Origin of the sequence: Rhodococcus sp. 06-156-4 (assembly GCF_002259345.1) — a bacterium.
In the GTDB taxonomy this organism is placed as follows: Bacteria; Actinomycetota; Actinomycetes; order Mycobacteriales; family Mycobacteriaceae; genus Rhodococcoides; species Rhodococcoides fascians_E.
The window spans coordinates 134,810-151,270 of sequence record NZ_NPGB01000015.1 but is presented as its reverse complement, the minus strand read 5'-3'; the positions used below and the strand labels follow the sequence as shown (position 1 = coordinate 151,270).

The following is a 16,461-nucleotide window of genomic DNA, read 5'->3' as shown; positions in this document are numbered from 1 at the left end:
CCGATGGAAGCCCTTACGACCACCGACGATGCGAAAACGCGCATGTTCGATTCCCAGCCGTTCTCGGCTGACCTTCTGGCTGGGTCGACAGCGATCGTCACCGGTGGGGGCAGCGGCCTCGGGCGCGGAATTGCTATCGGTCTCGCTGCGTGCGGAGCGTCCGTTGCAGTCACTGGCCGCCGGCGAGAGAAGCTCGATTCAGTGGTCCAGGAGATCGAGGCGGCGGGTGGCACTGCGTCGGCCGCCACCTGTGACGTGCGAGATCCCGTCGCCGTCGAAGCTATGATGACGACGGTCGAGGACGCCATCGGGCCCGCCGACCTGCTTGTCAACAACGCAGGTGCCACGTTCACGCTCCCTACACTGGACATGTCACCGAACGCGTTCCGGGCCGTCGTCGAGACCGATGCGTTCGGAACCTTCTATCTGTGTCGCGAATTCGGCAGGCGTCGAGTTGCGAGTAAAGCGGGTGGGGCGATTCTGAACATCACCAGTACCTCGCCGTACACCGGCAACCCTGGCCGCGTCCACGGGGGCGTCGGCAAGGCTGGAGTTGATTCGCTGACGAAGAGTCTGGCTGTGGAATGGGGGCCCTATGGAATCAGAGTCAATGCTCTGGCGCCTGGTTACACCCCTACCCGAGGAGTGGACGCCGCGACGGGTGTCTCGCCCGACGAGGACGAGCATGACGCACACCTCGCGGGTATCGCTGCCGGCGTACCCCTACAGCGGGTGGGCGTCGTCGAGGACATTCTATGGCCGGCGGTGTTCTTGATGTCGAGTGCCGCACGATTCGTCAACGGGGCCACTTTGGTCGTCGACGGCGGAAAATGGCTCTCCTCTGGTCGTAGTGCGGCAGCGGGACAACCGAACTGAGCCTCGGACACGACAGAAACTGCCCCGGGGCCGTTCAGGCCTCGGGGCAGTATTGTTGCCGAACGAAGAACGGCTGCATGTAAGTGCCGACGTCAGCGGGCCCGTATTCCCGATGATAACCAGGAATACGGGCCCGCCTTCGCGTCCAACCTCGTCGGGGTCCGCCTCGAACGATCACCCCACGGGCACGAGCACCTCCGTCAGCGCAGAGCTGTCATCGAGGGTATCGAGCCGGGCAACGACCTCGCGGAGTCGGTCGGCTGCGTCGTCGGCCAGAGGCCGAGCCGCAAACACCATGCAATCGCGTGCCTTTGCCAGTCGCTCCCCGTCGGTCATCGGGTTCTTCGGATGTCCTTTGGCATAATCGACCCGCGACTCGATCGTTGTGCCGTCGGTGAACTCGACGATGACGCGGGCAGGGGTCACGAAACGGTGCCACTCTGCATGGATCTCGTCGTCGACGTACGGTGCAACCTTCGTGGCAAGTTCCAGGACGTCCGCCCTGACGATCCCCTCCGGCGTGAAGTGCCGCATCTCGACGGCACCATCGATCCAGGCGGCTGCGACGGTGTAGGGAATGCTGAACTGTGCCTCGACGATCGTCGACGGCGCAAGTCGGACGGCCTCGGGAACACACACCATCTGATAGCCGGGTCCGGTGACACCCACGCGGATTCGCGCGATGTCCGACGCAGGTCGAGTTGCGTCGCCCCGCGCTTCCAGGGCCGCGTCGATGGCTGAATGTGTGTCGCGGCAGCAGGGGTACGGCTTGTAGCTCAGGTTGAGCAACTCGAATCGTGCGCCAAGTCCCTCGCGCGCAATCTCGACGTCGACCCTGTTCTTCAGATAGATACGGTTGAACCCATCAGCACCCTCGAAAACCTCTCGGGCTCCTTTGACTCCGCGCGCGGCAAGTTGCACGGCGACGAGGGCAGCCTGAGCTGCGAGGCCGGGCTGCAGACGTTTCATCAACGACGCGTCGCGGGTGACCTGGTGATTTCCGGCCACAGAGCTGTACACGATGCCGAAAGCGTCCCACATTTGCAGTCCATCGAGGCCCAGGGCGCGGCCTGCGGCAGCTGTGGCTCCGAAATAGCCGAGTAGCGAAGAGTAGATGAACCCGCTTTCGACGATGTCGACTTCGACGGCCGTGCCTAGGCGTGTGATGACCTCGAGACCGGCGGCGACAGAGCAGATGAGATCCTTGCCGCTGATCCCGCCACGAAGCTGGGCCGCTGCGATGGCGGCGGGCACACAGGAGATTCCGGCATGGAGGATAGCGGCGTCGTGGGTGTCGTCGTAGTCGCGAGCGTGCGAAATGGCGCTGTTCAACCACGCCGCATGATGTGCGGGGTAACGCCCGCCGAAAACCCAGGCGTCGGCCTGCTCGGTTCCGGCCCATTCTTCGACGAGCGCGCGTACTTCGCTGACGGCCGGCGCTGTGCTGCCGGCGACAGCGCACACGAGTGTGTCGAGGATGTTGGCCTTGGTTGCATCGACCACAGCGTCACCCAGGTCAGCGTAGGACAGGCCAGTCACGAAATCAGCTAGGTCAGCAGCTAGGTCGCGGGGCGGTGGGGTGGATGTGGTCATGGGGCTCCTCAGTGGTCGGAGGTGCGATCCGGTGGTTTCGGCGATGCAGAACCATATCGTCCGCCGGGAACCGGTCGCAATTACGAATACAAATTCTTAAATACGATAGTAACTTCGATTTGACTGTGTCAACGGTCACCGTGTGCGCCGGTCGGGGTCGCGGTCACATGTTGACCTACATCACACTGCCCTCGTAGTGTGACGTGTATGCGAATCGAAGTTCGTAAATACAGACAACGGTGTAGTAGAAGGGAGCCACTGTTGGTTGCTGCCGGAAGACTCGCCGAGAACTCATGCGCTCGTATCGGAAACGCGTCGGCCCTGGGCTTGGACAGCACCCCGACCCGAAGCATGTTCTGGCAATGACGTCGGCGCGTGTAGGCACAGAGCCGAACGCAGATTCAAAGGTCGGAAATCGGCTTGCCAAGCACATGCACAGGATGGAGTCCCGTTGAGCATCGCTATGACCAAGACATGGCAGGCAGCGACCGAGGCCGAACTCGCCTCGATTCCGAGTACCACCGGGGTGTACGAAATCCGACGACGTAACGAGGACGAACTGCTCGATCTCGACTACGCAGGCACCCGCGAGTCCTTCGGTCTCGCGTCGGCGATCGCCGACGCAATCGAAAGTCAAGGGTCGGACGACCTGGAGTTTCGCTACGAAGTGCACATCCAGTATCGCTCCCGGCTCATCGAGCTCGTTCTCCTGCACCGGGCACACAGCGACCGCTTCTCTCCGCGGCTCACCGAGCGATTGGCCCATATCAAGGGACGTCTCAGTCCCGGCTGAACGAGCAAATCGGCCGCCGTTGCACGGATACCAGGCGACCCAGAGACTTTGACGAGGAGTACTACCGGTGTTCACTCTCACCGACGAGCAGCACGACTTGATGTCCATCGTCCGACGCTTCGTGCGTGACGAAATTCGCCCACTCGAGGACAGCCTCGATACCGACGAAACCCACCTCCCGACGCCCGACTACGGCCGACTGAGCGCCAAGGTCAAACAGATGGGGTTGTTCAACCTGGATCTCCCGGAAGAGGAGGGCGGCCCGGGTATGGATCTGGTGACTCGTTGCCTTCTCGCCATCGAGATGTCACAGCATCGCGCCGGACTGTACGCCCCGTGTTACGACGTTTTCGGACACACGGGCCAAATTCCGCTCCTGTCCGCCTGGGCGACGCCGGAGCAGCGCGAGAAATATCTGATTCCGTCGATCAACGGCGACAAGAAAGCGGCGTTCGCTTTGTCGGAACCGAGTGGAGGTAGTGACCCGGGGCGCAACGTACGGACGCGAGCCGTGCAGTCCGGTGATGAATGGATAATCAACGGCGACAAACTGTGGATCAGTTTCGCGCACGAGGCTGAGTTCGCTCTGGTGTTTGCGCGAACAGGAGGACCGGGTCGGGACGGAATCACATGTTTCCTCGTGGACACGGACACCCCGGGGTTTCACGTTCGCCGAATCGTGCACACACTGCGATCGACCCATCCCGCCACCGAGCTTCAGCTGCAGAACGTACGAGTACCGGCAGGCAATGTTCTCGGGGAGGTGGGGCGAGGCTTCTACCTCGCAAATGAGCGGTTGAGTCGAAACCGGATCCCATACAGCGCAGGGTGTATCGGGCTCGCAGTACGTGCTCAAGAGCTCTCGATCGAGTGGACCAAGATGCGGGATTCGTTCGGCAAGAAAATCGCCGAGCATCAAGGTGCCGCTTGGATGCTGGTCGAAAACGAACACGACATCCGTACGGCGACGATGATGGTCCTGAACGCGGCGGCGGCGGCCGACGCGGGAGTCTCGTTTCGGACGGAGGCGGCACTGGCGAAAGTGGCCGCGACCGAGGCCGCGTCCCGTGTCGTCGACCGTTCCATACAACTGCACGGTGGAATGGGTGTCTCTCGCGAGCTGCCGCTGGAACGGTGGTACCGCGAGCTGCGCATCCGGCGCATCGGCGAAGGTGCGACCGAGATTCAGAAGGTGATCGCGAGCCGCGACCTGATCAACAACCGGTATCGCTTCTTCCTGGACAGGTTCTGACATGACACACGAATCATACGTGCTACCAGAGGGTTTCGGGTTCGTCAATCGGAGTCGTGGCCGCACGATCACCGAAGGTGATTTCAGTGCTATGACGAATCTGACGTGGACGTTCGAAGAAATTCACACTGACAGGATCGCCATCATGGAGGAACGCGGGCACGAGCGCATGCTCGCCGGGGGGTGTGTCCTTGCCTTCGCTCTCGGTCTCGCCACGCCTGCCATCCGTCAACCGGTTGTCGAACGGGGTATGCGACTGATCGCGCTCCTTGGTTACGACAATGTGCGCTTCGTGTCGCCACTGCATCCAGGTGACACTATTTACGTCGAAAGTTCGCTCGCGGGAGTACTGAAGACATCGCGTCCGGAGCGCGGGGTGATCCAATTCGACGACACCCTCGTCGATCACACCGGCCGTCGCATGATGACCTACCGGCGGAGCGCCCTGTGTGATGTGTCGGGTTCCATCTTGTTCGTGCCGCACGCCGCGAAGCGTCTCGATGCAGTCGACGGTTCCGCCGGCCGCATCGGTGGATAGCGAGCTGATGATGCCTGTGCCCGATGACAGGGCGATCCGCCGTAGAACGGAGTACCACCGCACGATCGACCGCGTGACCACCATTGTCGAGCAAGTCGTGTACTCCCCAGGCATCACCTTCGTGGAACTATCGCGTGCAGTCGGTGCGCCGAAAAGTTCGGTCCACGGCTTCGTCCGAGGGCTGATCACGGCCGGTTGGCTCCGGCAGGAGGGCACCCGGTTCTACGTCGGTCCGGCGCTCCACGGTCTCTCCGTTGCGAGTGGACACATGCGGGCGGGCGCAGTGACCGAAGAGGACCTACAGGCTCTGCACGTCGAGGTCGACGCGACCGTGGTGCTCGGTGTTCGAGCGGGGGACGATCTCATCTACGTGGCCGAAGTGGGCAACGAACATATGCCACCATTGGCTGCCCGATCGAACATCAGACGTGATCTGTTGGCGACCGCGGGGGGAAAGGCCCTGATGGCGGCGATGCCGCCGCAGACACGGGACGCGTACCTACGTAGCCGTCGACATGACACCCCAGAGAAGATCGATGCGTTCGTACAGGAGTTCCATGACATCGTTCGCACTCGTATCGCCCGGAACTATCGACGGGACCGGTCGCGTTTCGGGATGTCGACCGTGGTCTACGACGAGGCGCGCAGGGCCGTAGCCGAGGTTACGATCGTCGGGCCGACTGCGAGTCTGGAGCCACGGGCCAACGATCTCGAAGCTGTATTGCTCCGCCATGTCGATATGTGGGCGGCCCGAATTCGGAGATCGGGCTGAGTTACGTCGACTCCGTTGCCTCGCTCGGACCGCGTAACGTCGACGGTCGGCAGATCCAGGCGGCCCCGAACATGGCGACAGCGACGGCACCGAACGCGATGTGCACGGCGGTCCAGTCCGCCAAAGCACCGATCGACAGCGCACCCACAGGCCGAGCGCCTACGAATCCCATCAGCCACAACGCCATGACCCGGCCTCGCAACACGGGTGGCAATCGTAGTTGCAGGACGGTGCTCAGGCAGGTGACCGCGACCAGAAAACCGAACCCGGTGATTCCGAAGGCGACCATCGACAGCCAAGTACCGATGGGTGCAGCGCATCCGCCGAGACCGACTGCCATGAGCACGACGCCGATAGTCGACATCGCGTCCTGACGGATTCTCGTAGCCAACGCAGCGGTGAGGACGGTGCCGACAGCAGCTCCTATACCCATCGACGCAGTGAGAGCGCCCACGGTGTGTGTGCCGCCGCCGAGGGCGTCTCCAAGCGAAGGGGCGAGGGTGATCATAGGTTCGGATCCGAACCCCAGCGCGGTGACCGTCAGCAGGATCCGAAATGTCGGACGGTCGTTGCGCACGAAGGACAATCCGTCACGAATGGCGTAATTGTCACCGTCGACGCGGCCCTCGGGCGGGGGGATTGCGATCATGGACACTATCGCGATGAATGTCAGATGACAGACGGCAGCGATGGCGAAGGCGTACTGATAACCGATCGACGCTGCAACGACGGCACCGAGCGCGGGTCCCGCTACTCGACCGATGGTGATCGGTGTGGTGTTCAGGGCCATCGCCGCCGGCAGTTCGTCCCGGCTGACCAGAAGCGGGACGGTTGATTGCATGGCCGGCCCACCGACGACCAAGCCGATACCCACGATGAACGAGAAGCCGATGACCCACGAGGCCGAGCCCCAGCCCGTCGCGTCTCCCACCAGCGCGAACCACACTGCGAGCGAGGCTGATCCGACGAAACTGAAGCCGCGCCCGAGCATCAGTTGTCGTTTGATGCTGCCGCGGTCCGACCACTTGCCGCTGACCGGTCCAAGGATCAACTGTGGCGCGAACTGGACCAGGCTGACCAGGCCGACAGCAGTGGCCGACCCGGTGAGGCCGAAAACGGCAATCGCGGCTACGAGGCTGTGCAGCCACGTGCCGGTGGCAGTGAGGAGCCGTCCGAGGAAGTATGACCCGAACCGGCGGTCCGCAAGCAGGCGGAGGGCATTTCTGCGGGTGGGTGTCGTTTCTCCGGTTCTACTCATAACCCACGTAGTCCTCGTGCGGAGTTGTTCTCAGCGACATCGGCTTCAGCGTCCTGCCCGACTCATCTTTTCGGGTGTAGGTCGAGGTCGGGTCCATGAGCGGTGCCCTTCTCCGTGGGTACGGGGCAGACGAGCCATTCGACTCAGTTGATGACAAGCAGTCGTTCCTCGGTCATGTCCCTGATGGCGAACTTTGGGCCCTCGCGTCCAATTCCGCTGTCTTTGACTCCGCCGTAGGGCATTTGGTCCGAGCGCCATCGCGATGTCCCGTTGAGTATGACGCCGCCGGTACGAACGTTGCGGAAGGCGGACATGGCGACCTTCATGGAGTCGGTGTAGATGCCGCACTGGAGTCCGAAAGGACTGTCGCTGATGCGGCGGAAGATCGGCTCTATATCGTCGTAGGCCTGAATTGTGATCACCGGGCCGAAGATTTCGTCGGTTACGACGTCCATCTTATCGGTCACGTCGGTGAGCACTGTGGCAGGAAGTGCAGCGCCCCGGCGAGTTCCACTGCACAGTGACGTGGCGCCTGCGGACGTTGCACGGTCGACTAGTGCTTCGACGCGTTTCGCTGCAGATTCGTCGATCAGGGTACCGACTTCGGTGTCCGGGTCGAGTGGATCACCGAACCGGATCCGTGCAACCTCCTCCTTCACAGCCTCGCAGAATTCGTCGTATCGTGTGCGCTCGACGTAGACGTTCTGCACTGAAACGCAACTCTGTCCGGCGAGGAGCACACCATTGCGCGCGCATGCTGCCGCGGCCGTCGCGATGTCGGCGTCGTGGTGGACGAATGTCGGTCCCACGCCGCCAAGCTCGAGCGCCGCCCTTTTCATTCCCATCGACGAACGGATAATTTTGCCCACGGGGATCGACCCTGTGAAGGATACGAAATCGACCCGGGAATCTGCTACGAGCTTGGCCGACACCGTGTCGCCGTAGAGGGTGCCGATCACCCCGTCCGGGACGCCGGCTCCGATAACGGCTTCGAGAAACAAGTGGGCGGACAAAGGCGCCTTGGGCGACGGCTTGACTACCACCGCGTTGCCTGCCGCAAGCGCCGGACCGACCTTGTGTGCGGCAAGGTTGACCGGTCCGTTGAACGGAGTGATGGCGGCTACGACCCCAACTGGGAACCGTGTGGACAGACCGATCTTTCCAGCTCCGATTGCCGAGGCATCCATGGGGATATGCTCACCTTGGATCCGAACCGCTTCTTCAGCGCACAGGCGCAATGTGTCGCCTGACCGCTGCACCTCTGCAATGCAGTCCCGAACTGCCTTTCCGGTTTCCCGGGCCATCGTCGATCCGATGGCTTCGGCGCGCGCAACCACCTCGTCTGCGGCGCGCCGCAGTAGGGCCGCGCGTTCGTATCCTGGCATTCCTGCAATGATCTCGGTTGCTTGCACTGCCGCGTCGAGGCAGTCGTCGCAGTCCTGGAGCGTAGACACCGGCATCGAACCGACGGTGGTGTTGCGGAACGGGTCGATGACCGGGACGACGGATTCGGCGTCCCGCCAGGTTTGTCCGATGCGAGCACGAACGGTCAACTGCTGTAAGGGTGCATCGGTGAAGCCCATTATCCTCATCGCCTTCGTCGGCCGTACCTGTCGGTCGGTGTGCTGGGTTGAACCGGCGCGTCGAGGCCGGTTGTGAGCGTGGTCGAGCAGCAATGAGGCGGGTCAGGAGCACCTCGTCGAGGACCCGAGCGACACGGTCTACTTCGTATCGGCGCGGTGGTTCCCGATGACCGCGCCTGTACTCGGATCCTCGATGTCGATCACGGGAATCAGGCTCCGGTGAAGATCGGATCCCGCTTGCCGATGGACGCCGCGATTCCTTCTCGAAAATCATTGGAAGTCAACAACATTGTCTGTGCAGTAGCTTCCTCGTCGAGGGCCGCAACGACCTGTGCGGCAAGTTCACGCCGCATGGTCGACCGGATTGCGGCCAACGACAGCGGTGCTGACTCCGCAATGTCTGCAGCCCATGTCAGCGCAGCTGGACGCGGATCGTCGTCGGTGATTTTGTCCACAAGGCCGAGCCGTAGCGCCTCGGCCGCGTCGACGTTCCGACCCGTGTACAACAGATCGAGTGCGTTCTGCTGTCCGACGGCTGCGGGCAGCGTGACCGACAATCCGAAACCGTGATGGAAGCCGAGCCTGGCAAAGTTCGCGGTCAGGCGGGCCCGCGGACCGGCGACTCGGAAGTCCGCCGCCATCGCCAGTCCGAGTCCGCCGCCGACTGCTGCGCCTTGGATGGCCGCGACGATGGGTTTGCGGGTAGTGAACAATTGCGACGCAACGCGGTAGACCCGTCGCAGCACATGCTGATCGACATCACGCAGATCCGCACCCGCGCAGAAGTTCTTCCCTTCTGAACAGAGGACCACGCTCCGCACGTCCGAGAGTGAATCGGTGTGCACCAGAGCCTCACTCAACTCCGTCAAGCTGCACTCGTCGAAGAAGTTGTGCGGCCCTCGCTGGATCTCGACGACTGCCACGCGTCCCACGATGTCGACGCCGATCTTGTCGGTCACTGCGACACCGCCTCCGGCCGTGCCTGCGCTACGACGGCGTTCTTGTCGACCTTGCCAGCATGATTGGTCGGGAAGTCCTCTTCGGCGACCACCCAACGGGTAGGTATTGCGAACGACGCGATGACGCCCTTCAATCGCGGTCCGAAACTTGCGGGATCCAACGGGTGTGAGAGGACGACGACAGCAACGACCTCTTCGCCCAGATCGGGGTGTGGGAGTCCGAATACAACGGCATCCCTTATCTCGGGCAACCTGATCAGGGCAGCCTCGACGGCTGCGGGTGAGATGTTCTCACCGCCGCGGATGATCATGTCCTTCGACCTGCCGGTAATCCATAGATAGCCGTTTTCGTCGAGGTGGCCGAGGTCACCGGTGTGCAGCCAGCCCTCGTCGTCTATCGGTGATTCGACACCGCCGAGGTAGCCCAGCATTTGAGTGGGGCTGCGGAGCAATATCTCTCCGTCGGGTAAGTCTGGTCGCGGTGCGATCGATACATCGACGCATGGCAGTGCACGGCCGGTGGTTCCCGGATGCTTCACTGTGTCCTTGCCTGACGCAGCGACTGCCTGGCCGCCGTTCTCGGTCAGTCCGTATCCGGTGGCGATCCGTGGCTCCACCCCGGGCAGGCCGTTGCGCAGGCGCTCGAGGAACTCGGCGTTGATCGGTGCGCCGCCGACAGTGACGGCTTTCAGTGTCGTGAGATCACGGGTTTGCGCGTCCGGATGATCGAGAACCCGGTTGACCATCGTGGGTACTGCGCTCCAGCGCTTGATCTTCCACTGCTCCACTAGCCGCATGGCCTCGGCGGCGTCGAATCGGCCGGCTGGCATGACAAGTGTGTCGCCGACGCAGATCGCGCGCAGGAGTGTCTGGACGCCACCGACGTGGAACATCGGGCCGGTGTGCAGTGCGGCTTCGCCGGCGGTGTCCTCCACCTGATGGGGGAGGCGACGGGTGATGTGCAGCAGCATCTGTAGACCTGCGAGCAGCGAACGATGGCTCAGCACTACACCTTTGGGCTTACCCGACGTACCGGAGGTGAAGATGACAACGGCCGGATCCTCCTCGGAGGTACCGGTATCCGACACTGGTGCTCGATTCGCGCCGTCAGCGTCGGAATCCGTTGTCCAAGGCAGAACGGCATAGCGAGTCGGGACACGTGGTGCGATCTTTTCATCGGCCAGAACTGCAGTGGGACCGACGATTTCGAGCGAATCTTTGAGTTCCTCATCGCTCCACCATGCATTGGCGAGAACGGACACGCCGCCGACCGCGACAGTCGCCCAGAAATTGACGATCCATGCCGAACTGTTGAAACCGAGCAGGACGACTCGGTCTCCCGAACCGATTCCAGCGGAGGAGAGTTCGCGAGCGCGGACGTATACCGCATCGCGAAAGTCGTCGAACGACATAATGTTTTCGCCCTGTACGATATGCGGTCGATCGCCCCACCGGCCTGCCAGTTCGAGTAGGCTGCCCAGCCGGTGCGGTCGGGCGCTGTACATTCGGTAGTGGACGCCGGAGACCGTGACCGGGACGATCTCCGACCCCCAGGTATGGGTTTCTGTCATCGCGCGCTCGCCCCCGTGCCGTCGGCGCGATGCGGCAACCGAATAGTGGCGGAGCCGGGCATGACCGACTGGTCACGCTGGTTGGTGGCCCAGGTCTCGACTTTGACAACATGATCGCCGTCCTCGTCGACGAGTTTCTCGGTTACGCGTCCGCCGAGGCGAACCACATCGGACAGGTAGACATGCGAGCGATACTGGTCGTGCAACGACTTGATGAAGCCCTCGTCGCCTATCCAGTTGGTCAGGTGGTGAATCTGCCAACACGTGCGTTGGATACCCACGTCGTATGCGGCCTGCGCGCCCTGCAGACTAGCTGCGTAGTCGTTGTAATGGACCGAGTAGACGGGCTCGAGCGCGTTGGTGTTCGGGTCACGGAAGGCCCATTTCGGGTGCTTCCGGTACCGACGCAGTGCGACGCCGTGCGCGGCGAGCCTGGGGATGGGCGCGGCACCGGAGGCGATGAACGCGATCTCGTCGGTGAGGCCGATCGGGCCCTTCGTGATCACATCCAGGTCGTCGCCTACCGAAACGTCGTCCCAATACCGGGTCTCCGCACCCCGGGGACGCTCGGCGAGGACGCTCGCGTCGATCTCGGCCAGCTGTTCGTCGGTCCAGGGGTGCGGCAGTTCGATCTTGCGTGACTCACGCTTAGCCTGCATTTCGCTGCGCTCGAACCTCATTCGCGAGCAGATGAACGTGGCAACGAGTTCGCCGTCCTGGTTGCGGTACTCCTGACGCAGGTAGTCCTTGATGCGACGTCCGGCGAACTGACTCGCCTCGGTGGGGCCGTCGAACCCGTCGAACACGACGGTCGCAGTGATTTTGTCGCCCACCTTGATGGGATGGTGGAAGGTCATGTTCGTCTCGGCGTGGAACCCGCCCAGTCCGCGCCAGCCGACCTGTACCGAACCGAGGCAAGCGAAGATGAAGCTCGGGGGAGCGATGATGCCGCCGTGGACGCTCTTCGCTGCGTATTCCTCGTCCGACCAGAGTGGATTGTCGTCGCCGATGCCCTCGGCGAACCGCAAGATAGCGAGCCGGGTGGCGTACTCGTTGTTGATCGAACCGGCTGTCCGCAGCTCGGTTCCTATCAGTGCGCGCATGTCGGCCAGCATCTCGTCGGTGAAGCTCGCCCGGGCAAGCTCACGGCCGATTCCGTTTTCGGTAGTGGTCATGGTTCTCCATTCGTAATTAAGAACTGCTGTGCGTATTTAAGAACATAACTCGGACTGTGACGGAGGTCAATGGCACGTCATGCGAGCGTCGAGACAACAGACTTCGTTTCCAGATAGTTCTCGAGAGCCTCGGCGCCGTTCTCGCGTCCCCAACCGGACTGGCGGTAGCCGCCTGCCGGCATGTAGACCCCTCCGGCTCGGTGCACGTTGATGCCAACGCGGCCGGCGCGCAGCCGTCGGGCGATCGAGTGGCCGACCGAGCCGTCGGCTGTCCACACGCTCGATGCCAGGCCATAGGAGGAGTCGTTGGCCAGCGCAACCGCTTCGTCGACGTCGGAGAACTTCATGACCCCTAGGACGGGTCCGAAAATCTCCTCGCGCATGACACTCATGGATTGATCGACGTCGACCAGCACGGTGGGCTCGAAGAAGTAGCCGGATTCGCCTACGCGATTTCCGCCGGACACGATAGTCGCTCCGTCCCGGAGTCCGGTCTGCACGTACGAGGTGACGCGATCGAGCTGTTTGCGAGAAATCAGGGGTCCGATATCGACGCCGTTCTCGGTCCCACGTCCGATGCGCAAGTCGCGGCCCGCGGCCGCAACGCCGTCCACGACCCGGTCGAATATCGATTGGTGAACGAAAAGTCTCGTGCCGGCTGCGCAGACCTGGCCGGTGTTCCAGAACACGGCACCCGCTACCCCGGGTATGGCCGCTTCGATGTCGGCATCGGGCATGACTATGACGGGCGACTTGCCGCCCAGTTCGAGCGAGAGTTTTTTCATGTTTCCGGTCGACGCATGGACGATGGATCGACCGACTTCGGTGGAACCGGTGAACGCCACGGCGTCGACGTCGGGATGTTCGGCGAGTGCTGCACCGACGGTCTGCCCGGGTCCGGTGACGACGTTGACGACCCCAGCGGGCACCCCGGCTTCGAGAAGTAGCTGACCGAGCCACAGTGCGGTGAGTGGTGTTTCGTCAGCGGGTTTGAGTACGCACGTGCAACCGGCGGCAAGGGCGGGGGCCAATTTCTTGGACGCGGAGATGATGGGCGCGTTCCACGGGACGATCATGGCGACTACGCCCACGGGCTCGCGAAGCGTGTAGCCCTGGATGCGCTTCTCGCCGGGGCCGAGGTCCAATGTGTTGCCGTGGATCTTGTCGGCCCAGCCCCCGAAGTACTGAAACTGCGCAGCGGCCTCGACCACCATTGCCCGCGCCTGCGGCACCGGAATTCCCATGTTGCGGCTTTCCCATGCGGCGAGGGCATCGGCGGAATCACGCATGAGTTGGCCTGCGCGCCAGAGGATGGAACCGCGTTGAGCCGCTGGGAAGCGCATCCAGCGTTCCTCGTCGAAGGCGCGACGAGCCACCGCGACCGCTCTGTCTGCATCCTTGGAGTCGGCGAGAGCGACGTGAGCGATGGCTTGGCCGGTCGCCGGATCGAACGTCTCGAACGAATGCCCCGATGTCGCGTGCGTCCACTCCCCGTCGATCAGCATCGGCACGGTGTCGTCTTCGTTCAGGCTTTCAGGGAACGTCCAGGGCGGTACTCGGGACATCGGTGAATCTCCTCCATCATTCGCATATAAAAATGCACGTGCTCATTTATGAACAAAATCCGAACGTAGTCCGGGCCTCTTCGTAGTGTCAAGGCTCACAGCGAGTCGCATTCCTCGATGCAACCTGTGTGCGCACTGCTGTTTGACAGCGGATCGCATGCGCATTTAGTGTTCCAAATAACAAACAATCGTTCGTAATTACGAAACGGAGTGACGATGCCGGCTCTCAGCGGTGTGAAGGTCATCTGCGTGGGCCAGTTCTACTTCGCCCCGTACTGCTCGATGCTGCTCGCTCGGCTCGGTGCGGACGTCATCAAGATCGAGTCTCCGCAGGGTGATCCGTACCGACGTCTCCCGACCGCCGACCGCGACGGAACCTCGGTGCAGTTCACAATGCTCAATTCTGGAAAACGGGCCATGCGTCTGGATCTGAAGAACCCCAAGGGTCGCGACATCGTTCGCAAGCTCGCCGGTCAGGCAGACATTCTGATCCAGAACCTGTCGCCTGGGGCAATGGATCGTTTCGGGTTGGGTTACGACGCGCTCCATGAGATCAACCCACGTTTGATCATGGCCTCGGGCACTGGTTTCGGTTCGTTCGGACCGTATGCGGGAGAGTCTGCGATGGACCTGACCATTCAGGCGCGCACGGCAATCATGAGTACGACGGGGTTCATGGATGGCCCGCCAGTTCGAACTGGACCTTCGGTCGTCGACTTCATGGCGGGCACCCACATGTTGAGCGGGATTCTCGCGGCGCTCTATCAACGGGAACGAACAGGTCGTGGTCAGCACGTCGAGGTTTCACTCCAGGACTCCATTCTTCCGGCGCTGTCGTCGAACATCGCGGGCATGATCAACTCCAAGGGCACCATGCCCGAGCGCACCGGAAATCGGCACGGCGGGCTGGCAGTAGTGCCGTACAACGCTTACCGCACCACCGATGGTTGGGTGACGGTTCTGTGCCCTACACAAACGCATTGGGAAAGACTGTGTGAAGTGATGGATGATCCGGAAGCAAAAGATGACCGGTACAGCACGATGCATGGCCGATGCGCGCACTCGGACGAGGTCGACGTACTGGTCGAACGGTGGACCTCGACGCACACCAAGCGGGAGGTGGCGAAGCTGCTTGCGAACACGGCGATCCCGACGGCACCAGTACTCGGTCTGGCCGAATTGATGGACGATCCGCATGTTGCCGAGCGCGGCATTCTGAGGTGGATGGACGACGAGTCCGGTGAATGGTTGACGTTGGGCAGTCCACTGTTCTTGTCCGACTCGCCGATGGTCGAACCGGATCGAGCACACGGACTCGGTGCCGATACGGACTCGATCTTGATGAACGAACTGGGAATGAGCGAACACGAGGTCGCCGAACTACGCCTCGCCGGTGCCATCTGACAATCGAACCGAAAGGCAGAACAAATGCAGGGCTTGGTCTTCGAGGGCGAACGCCGCGTCGCGCTCCGCGATTTCCCCGATCCCGAACCCGGTCCGGGCGAGGTGGTCATCGGGGTAACAGCATCCGGAATGTGTGGGAGTGATCTGCACTATTACCGCGCGACTGCCGAAGCGCAGGCGCAGAACCAGTGCATCGGTGGACACGAACCGACGGGTGTAATTCTCGAGCTCGGTACGGGAGCGTTGTCCCACGGACTTGCCGTTGGACAGCGTGTGATGATTCATCACTATGCGGGTTGCGGACTTTGTGGTGCATGCCGGTCGGGCTGGAGCCAGATGTGCACCACGGCGCCTTCTACGGTGTACGGGAAGTCGGCGAACGGGTCGCACGCCCCCTTCATGAAAGTTTCTGCGCAAGCGGTACTTCCGTTACGTGACGACCTTTCGGATCTGGCGGCCGCAGCCATTGGCTGCGGCACGGGTACTGCCTGGGGTGCACTGGACAGAGTCGGCGACGTGGGTGGCATGGACCTTGTCGTCTTCGGTCAGGGCCCGGTGGGTCTGTCGGTCACTATGCTGGCCCAGGCGCGAGGTGCCCGAGTGATTGCGGTCGATCTTGCCGACGGCCGACTCGAACAGTCGCGGGTTTTCGGCGCGGCCGAGACCGTGAATTCGAGTTCGATCGACCCAGTAACAGCGCTGAAGGAACTGACGGACGGTCGGGGCCCTGCGGTTGCCATAGAGACATCGGGAGCAACTGCAGCAGCTTCTGCTGCTCTCGATTCATTGGCGCCGTGGGGTCGGCTTGCAGTCGTCGGACTCGGCGGGCGCGTCGAACTCGATGTGCGCAAATTCCTTTCGCGCCAGATCACCATCGTGACGTCGTGGTCGCTGTCAAGCGTGCAACAACTCGTGTGCGCCGACTTCATCGCCCGACACGAGTTGAGCGTCGATGACCTGTTCAGTCACCGCTGGTCACTCGACCAGGCCACCGAGGCGTACGAGGAATTCGATCGACAGACGTCGGGTAAGGGCGTGTTCGTCTTCTGACTCGCGGTGGGGTGGTCGGCCCCACCATTAGCCACTGTGCGAGTCGAAAGGTTGTCGTGCCAAATATTCTTG

At 62.3% G+C, this 16,461-nt stretch carries 14 protein-coding genes and 1 pseudogene; 8 read left to right on the top strand and 7 right to left on the bottom strand.

The window, feature by feature from the left end:
* Positions 1–3: 3 nt before the first annotated feature.
* A complete protein-coding gene (locus CH290_RS10095; RefSeq protein ID WP_141216144.1) occupies positions 4–876 on the top strand; it encodes an SDR family oxidoreductase in 873 nt (290 codons plus the stop codon).
* Between the two features lie 174 nt (positions 877–1,050).
* Here CH290_RS10095 and CH290_RS10090 read toward each other — a convergent pair whose 3' ends face one another.
* Positions 1,051–2,469, bottom strand: a complete 1,419-nt coding sequence (locus tag CH290_RS10090; RefSeq protein ID WP_080748653.1) for an MmgE/PrpD family protein — start codon at positions 2,467–2,469, stop codon at positions 1,051–1,053.
* A 463-nt stretch (positions 2,470–2,932) separates the two neighbouring features.
* Between CH290_RS10090 and CH290_RS10085 the strand changes: the two genes are divergently transcribed.
* From CH290_RS10085 to CH290_RS10070, 4 genes are all read left to right on the top strand, one after another.
* Positions 2,933–3,262 (top strand): hypothetical protein, encoded by a 330-nt coding sequence (locus tag CH290_RS10085; RefSeq protein WP_033188460.1) that lies wholly within the window; start codon positions 2,933–2,935, stop codon positions 3,260–3,262.
* A gap of 67 nt (positions 3,263–3,329) precedes the next feature.
* On the top strand, positions 3,330–4,514 hold the full coding sequence (locus CH290_RS10080; protein WP_033188461.1) for an acyl-CoA dehydrogenase family protein: 1,185 nt from the start codon (positions 3,330–3,332) through the stop codon (positions 4,512–4,514).
* Position 4,515: 1 nt separating this feature from the next.
* Positions 4,516–5,052: a MaoC/PaaZ C-terminal domain-containing protein gene (locus CH290_RS10075; RefSeq protein WP_033188462.1), complete on the top strand. Its 537-nt coding sequence runs from the start codon at positions 4,516–4,518 to the stop codon at positions 5,050–5,052.
* Positions 5,053–5,125: 73 nt separating this feature from the next.
* Complete coding sequence (locus CH290_RS10070; protein WP_230620886.1) at positions 5,126–5,824, top strand: IclR family transcriptional regulator; 699 nt, start codon at positions 5,126–5,128, stop codon at positions 5,822–5,824.
* A gap of 1 nt (position 5,825) precedes the next feature.
* On the opposite strand, the gene CH290_RS10065 is transcribed toward CH290_RS10070, so the two are convergent.
* The 6 genes from CH290_RS10065 to CH290_RS10040 form a co-directional block, all read right to left on the bottom strand.
* Positions 5,826–7,082, bottom strand: coding sequence for an MFS transporter (locus tag CH290_RS10065; RefSeq protein WP_033188463.1), 1,257 nt, complete (start codon positions 7,080–7,082; stop codon positions 5,826–5,828).
* A gap of 143 nt (positions 7,083–7,225) precedes the next feature.
* Entirely contained in the window at positions 7,226–8,635 is a 1,410-nt protein-coding gene (locus CH290_RS10060) for an aldehyde dehydrogenase family protein (RefSeq protein ID WP_033188518.1), read from the bottom strand.
* A 239-nt stretch (positions 8,636–8,874) separates the two neighbouring features.
* Positions 8,875–9,624, bottom strand: coding sequence for an enoyl-CoA hydratase/isomerase family protein (locus tag CH290_RS10055; protein ID WP_033188464.1), 750 nt, complete (start codon positions 9,622–9,624; stop codon positions 8,875–8,877).
* Positions 9,621–11,195, bottom strand: a complete 1,575-nt coding sequence (locus CH290_RS10050) for a class I adenylate-forming enzyme family protein (RefSeq protein ID WP_033188465.1) — start codon at positions 11,193–11,195, stop codon at positions 9,621–9,623. The genes CH290_RS10055 and CH290_RS10050 overlap by 4 nt, the downstream gene beginning before the upstream one ends.
* On the bottom strand, positions 11,192–12,370 hold the full coding sequence (locus CH290_RS10045) for an FAS1-like dehydratase domain-containing protein (protein ID WP_033188466.1): 1,179 nt from the start codon (positions 12,368–12,370) through the stop codon (positions 11,192–11,194). The genes CH290_RS10050 and CH290_RS10045 overlap by 4 nt, the downstream gene beginning before the upstream one ends.
* A 77-nt stretch (positions 12,371–12,447) precedes the next feature.
* Positions 12,448–13,935: an aldehyde dehydrogenase family protein gene (locus CH290_RS10040; protein ID WP_033188467.1), complete on the bottom strand. Its 1,488-nt coding sequence runs from the start codon at positions 13,933–13,935 to the stop codon at positions 12,448–12,450.
* A gap of 216 nt (positions 13,936–14,151) precedes the next feature.
* Here CH290_RS10040 and CH290_RS10035 point away from each other — a divergent pair, with 216 nt between their 5' ends.
* The 3 genes and pseudogenes from CH290_RS10035 to CH290_RS30690 all read left to right on the top strand — a co-directional run bounded on the left by CH290_RS10035 (position 14,152) and on the right by CH290_RS30690 (position 16,389).
* Positions 14,152–15,339, top strand: a complete 1,188-nt coding sequence (locus tag CH290_RS10035) for a CaiB/BaiF CoA transferase family protein (RefSeq protein WP_033188468.1) — start codon at positions 14,152–14,154, stop codon at positions 15,337–15,339.
* 24 nt (positions 15,340–15,363) lie between these two features.
* A pseudogene (locus CH290_RS30695) lies at positions 15,364–15,714 on the top strand (alcohol dehydrogenase catalytic domain-containing protein); the annotation flags it as partial.
* A gap of 24 nt (positions 15,715–15,738) precedes the next feature.
* Positions 15,739–16,389, top strand: a complete 651-nt coding sequence (locus CH290_RS30690; RefSeq protein ID WP_230620888.1) for a zinc-binding dehydrogenase — start codon at positions 15,739–15,741, stop codon at positions 16,387–16,389.
* The last annotated feature ends 72 nt before the right edge of the window (positions 16,390–16,461 follow it).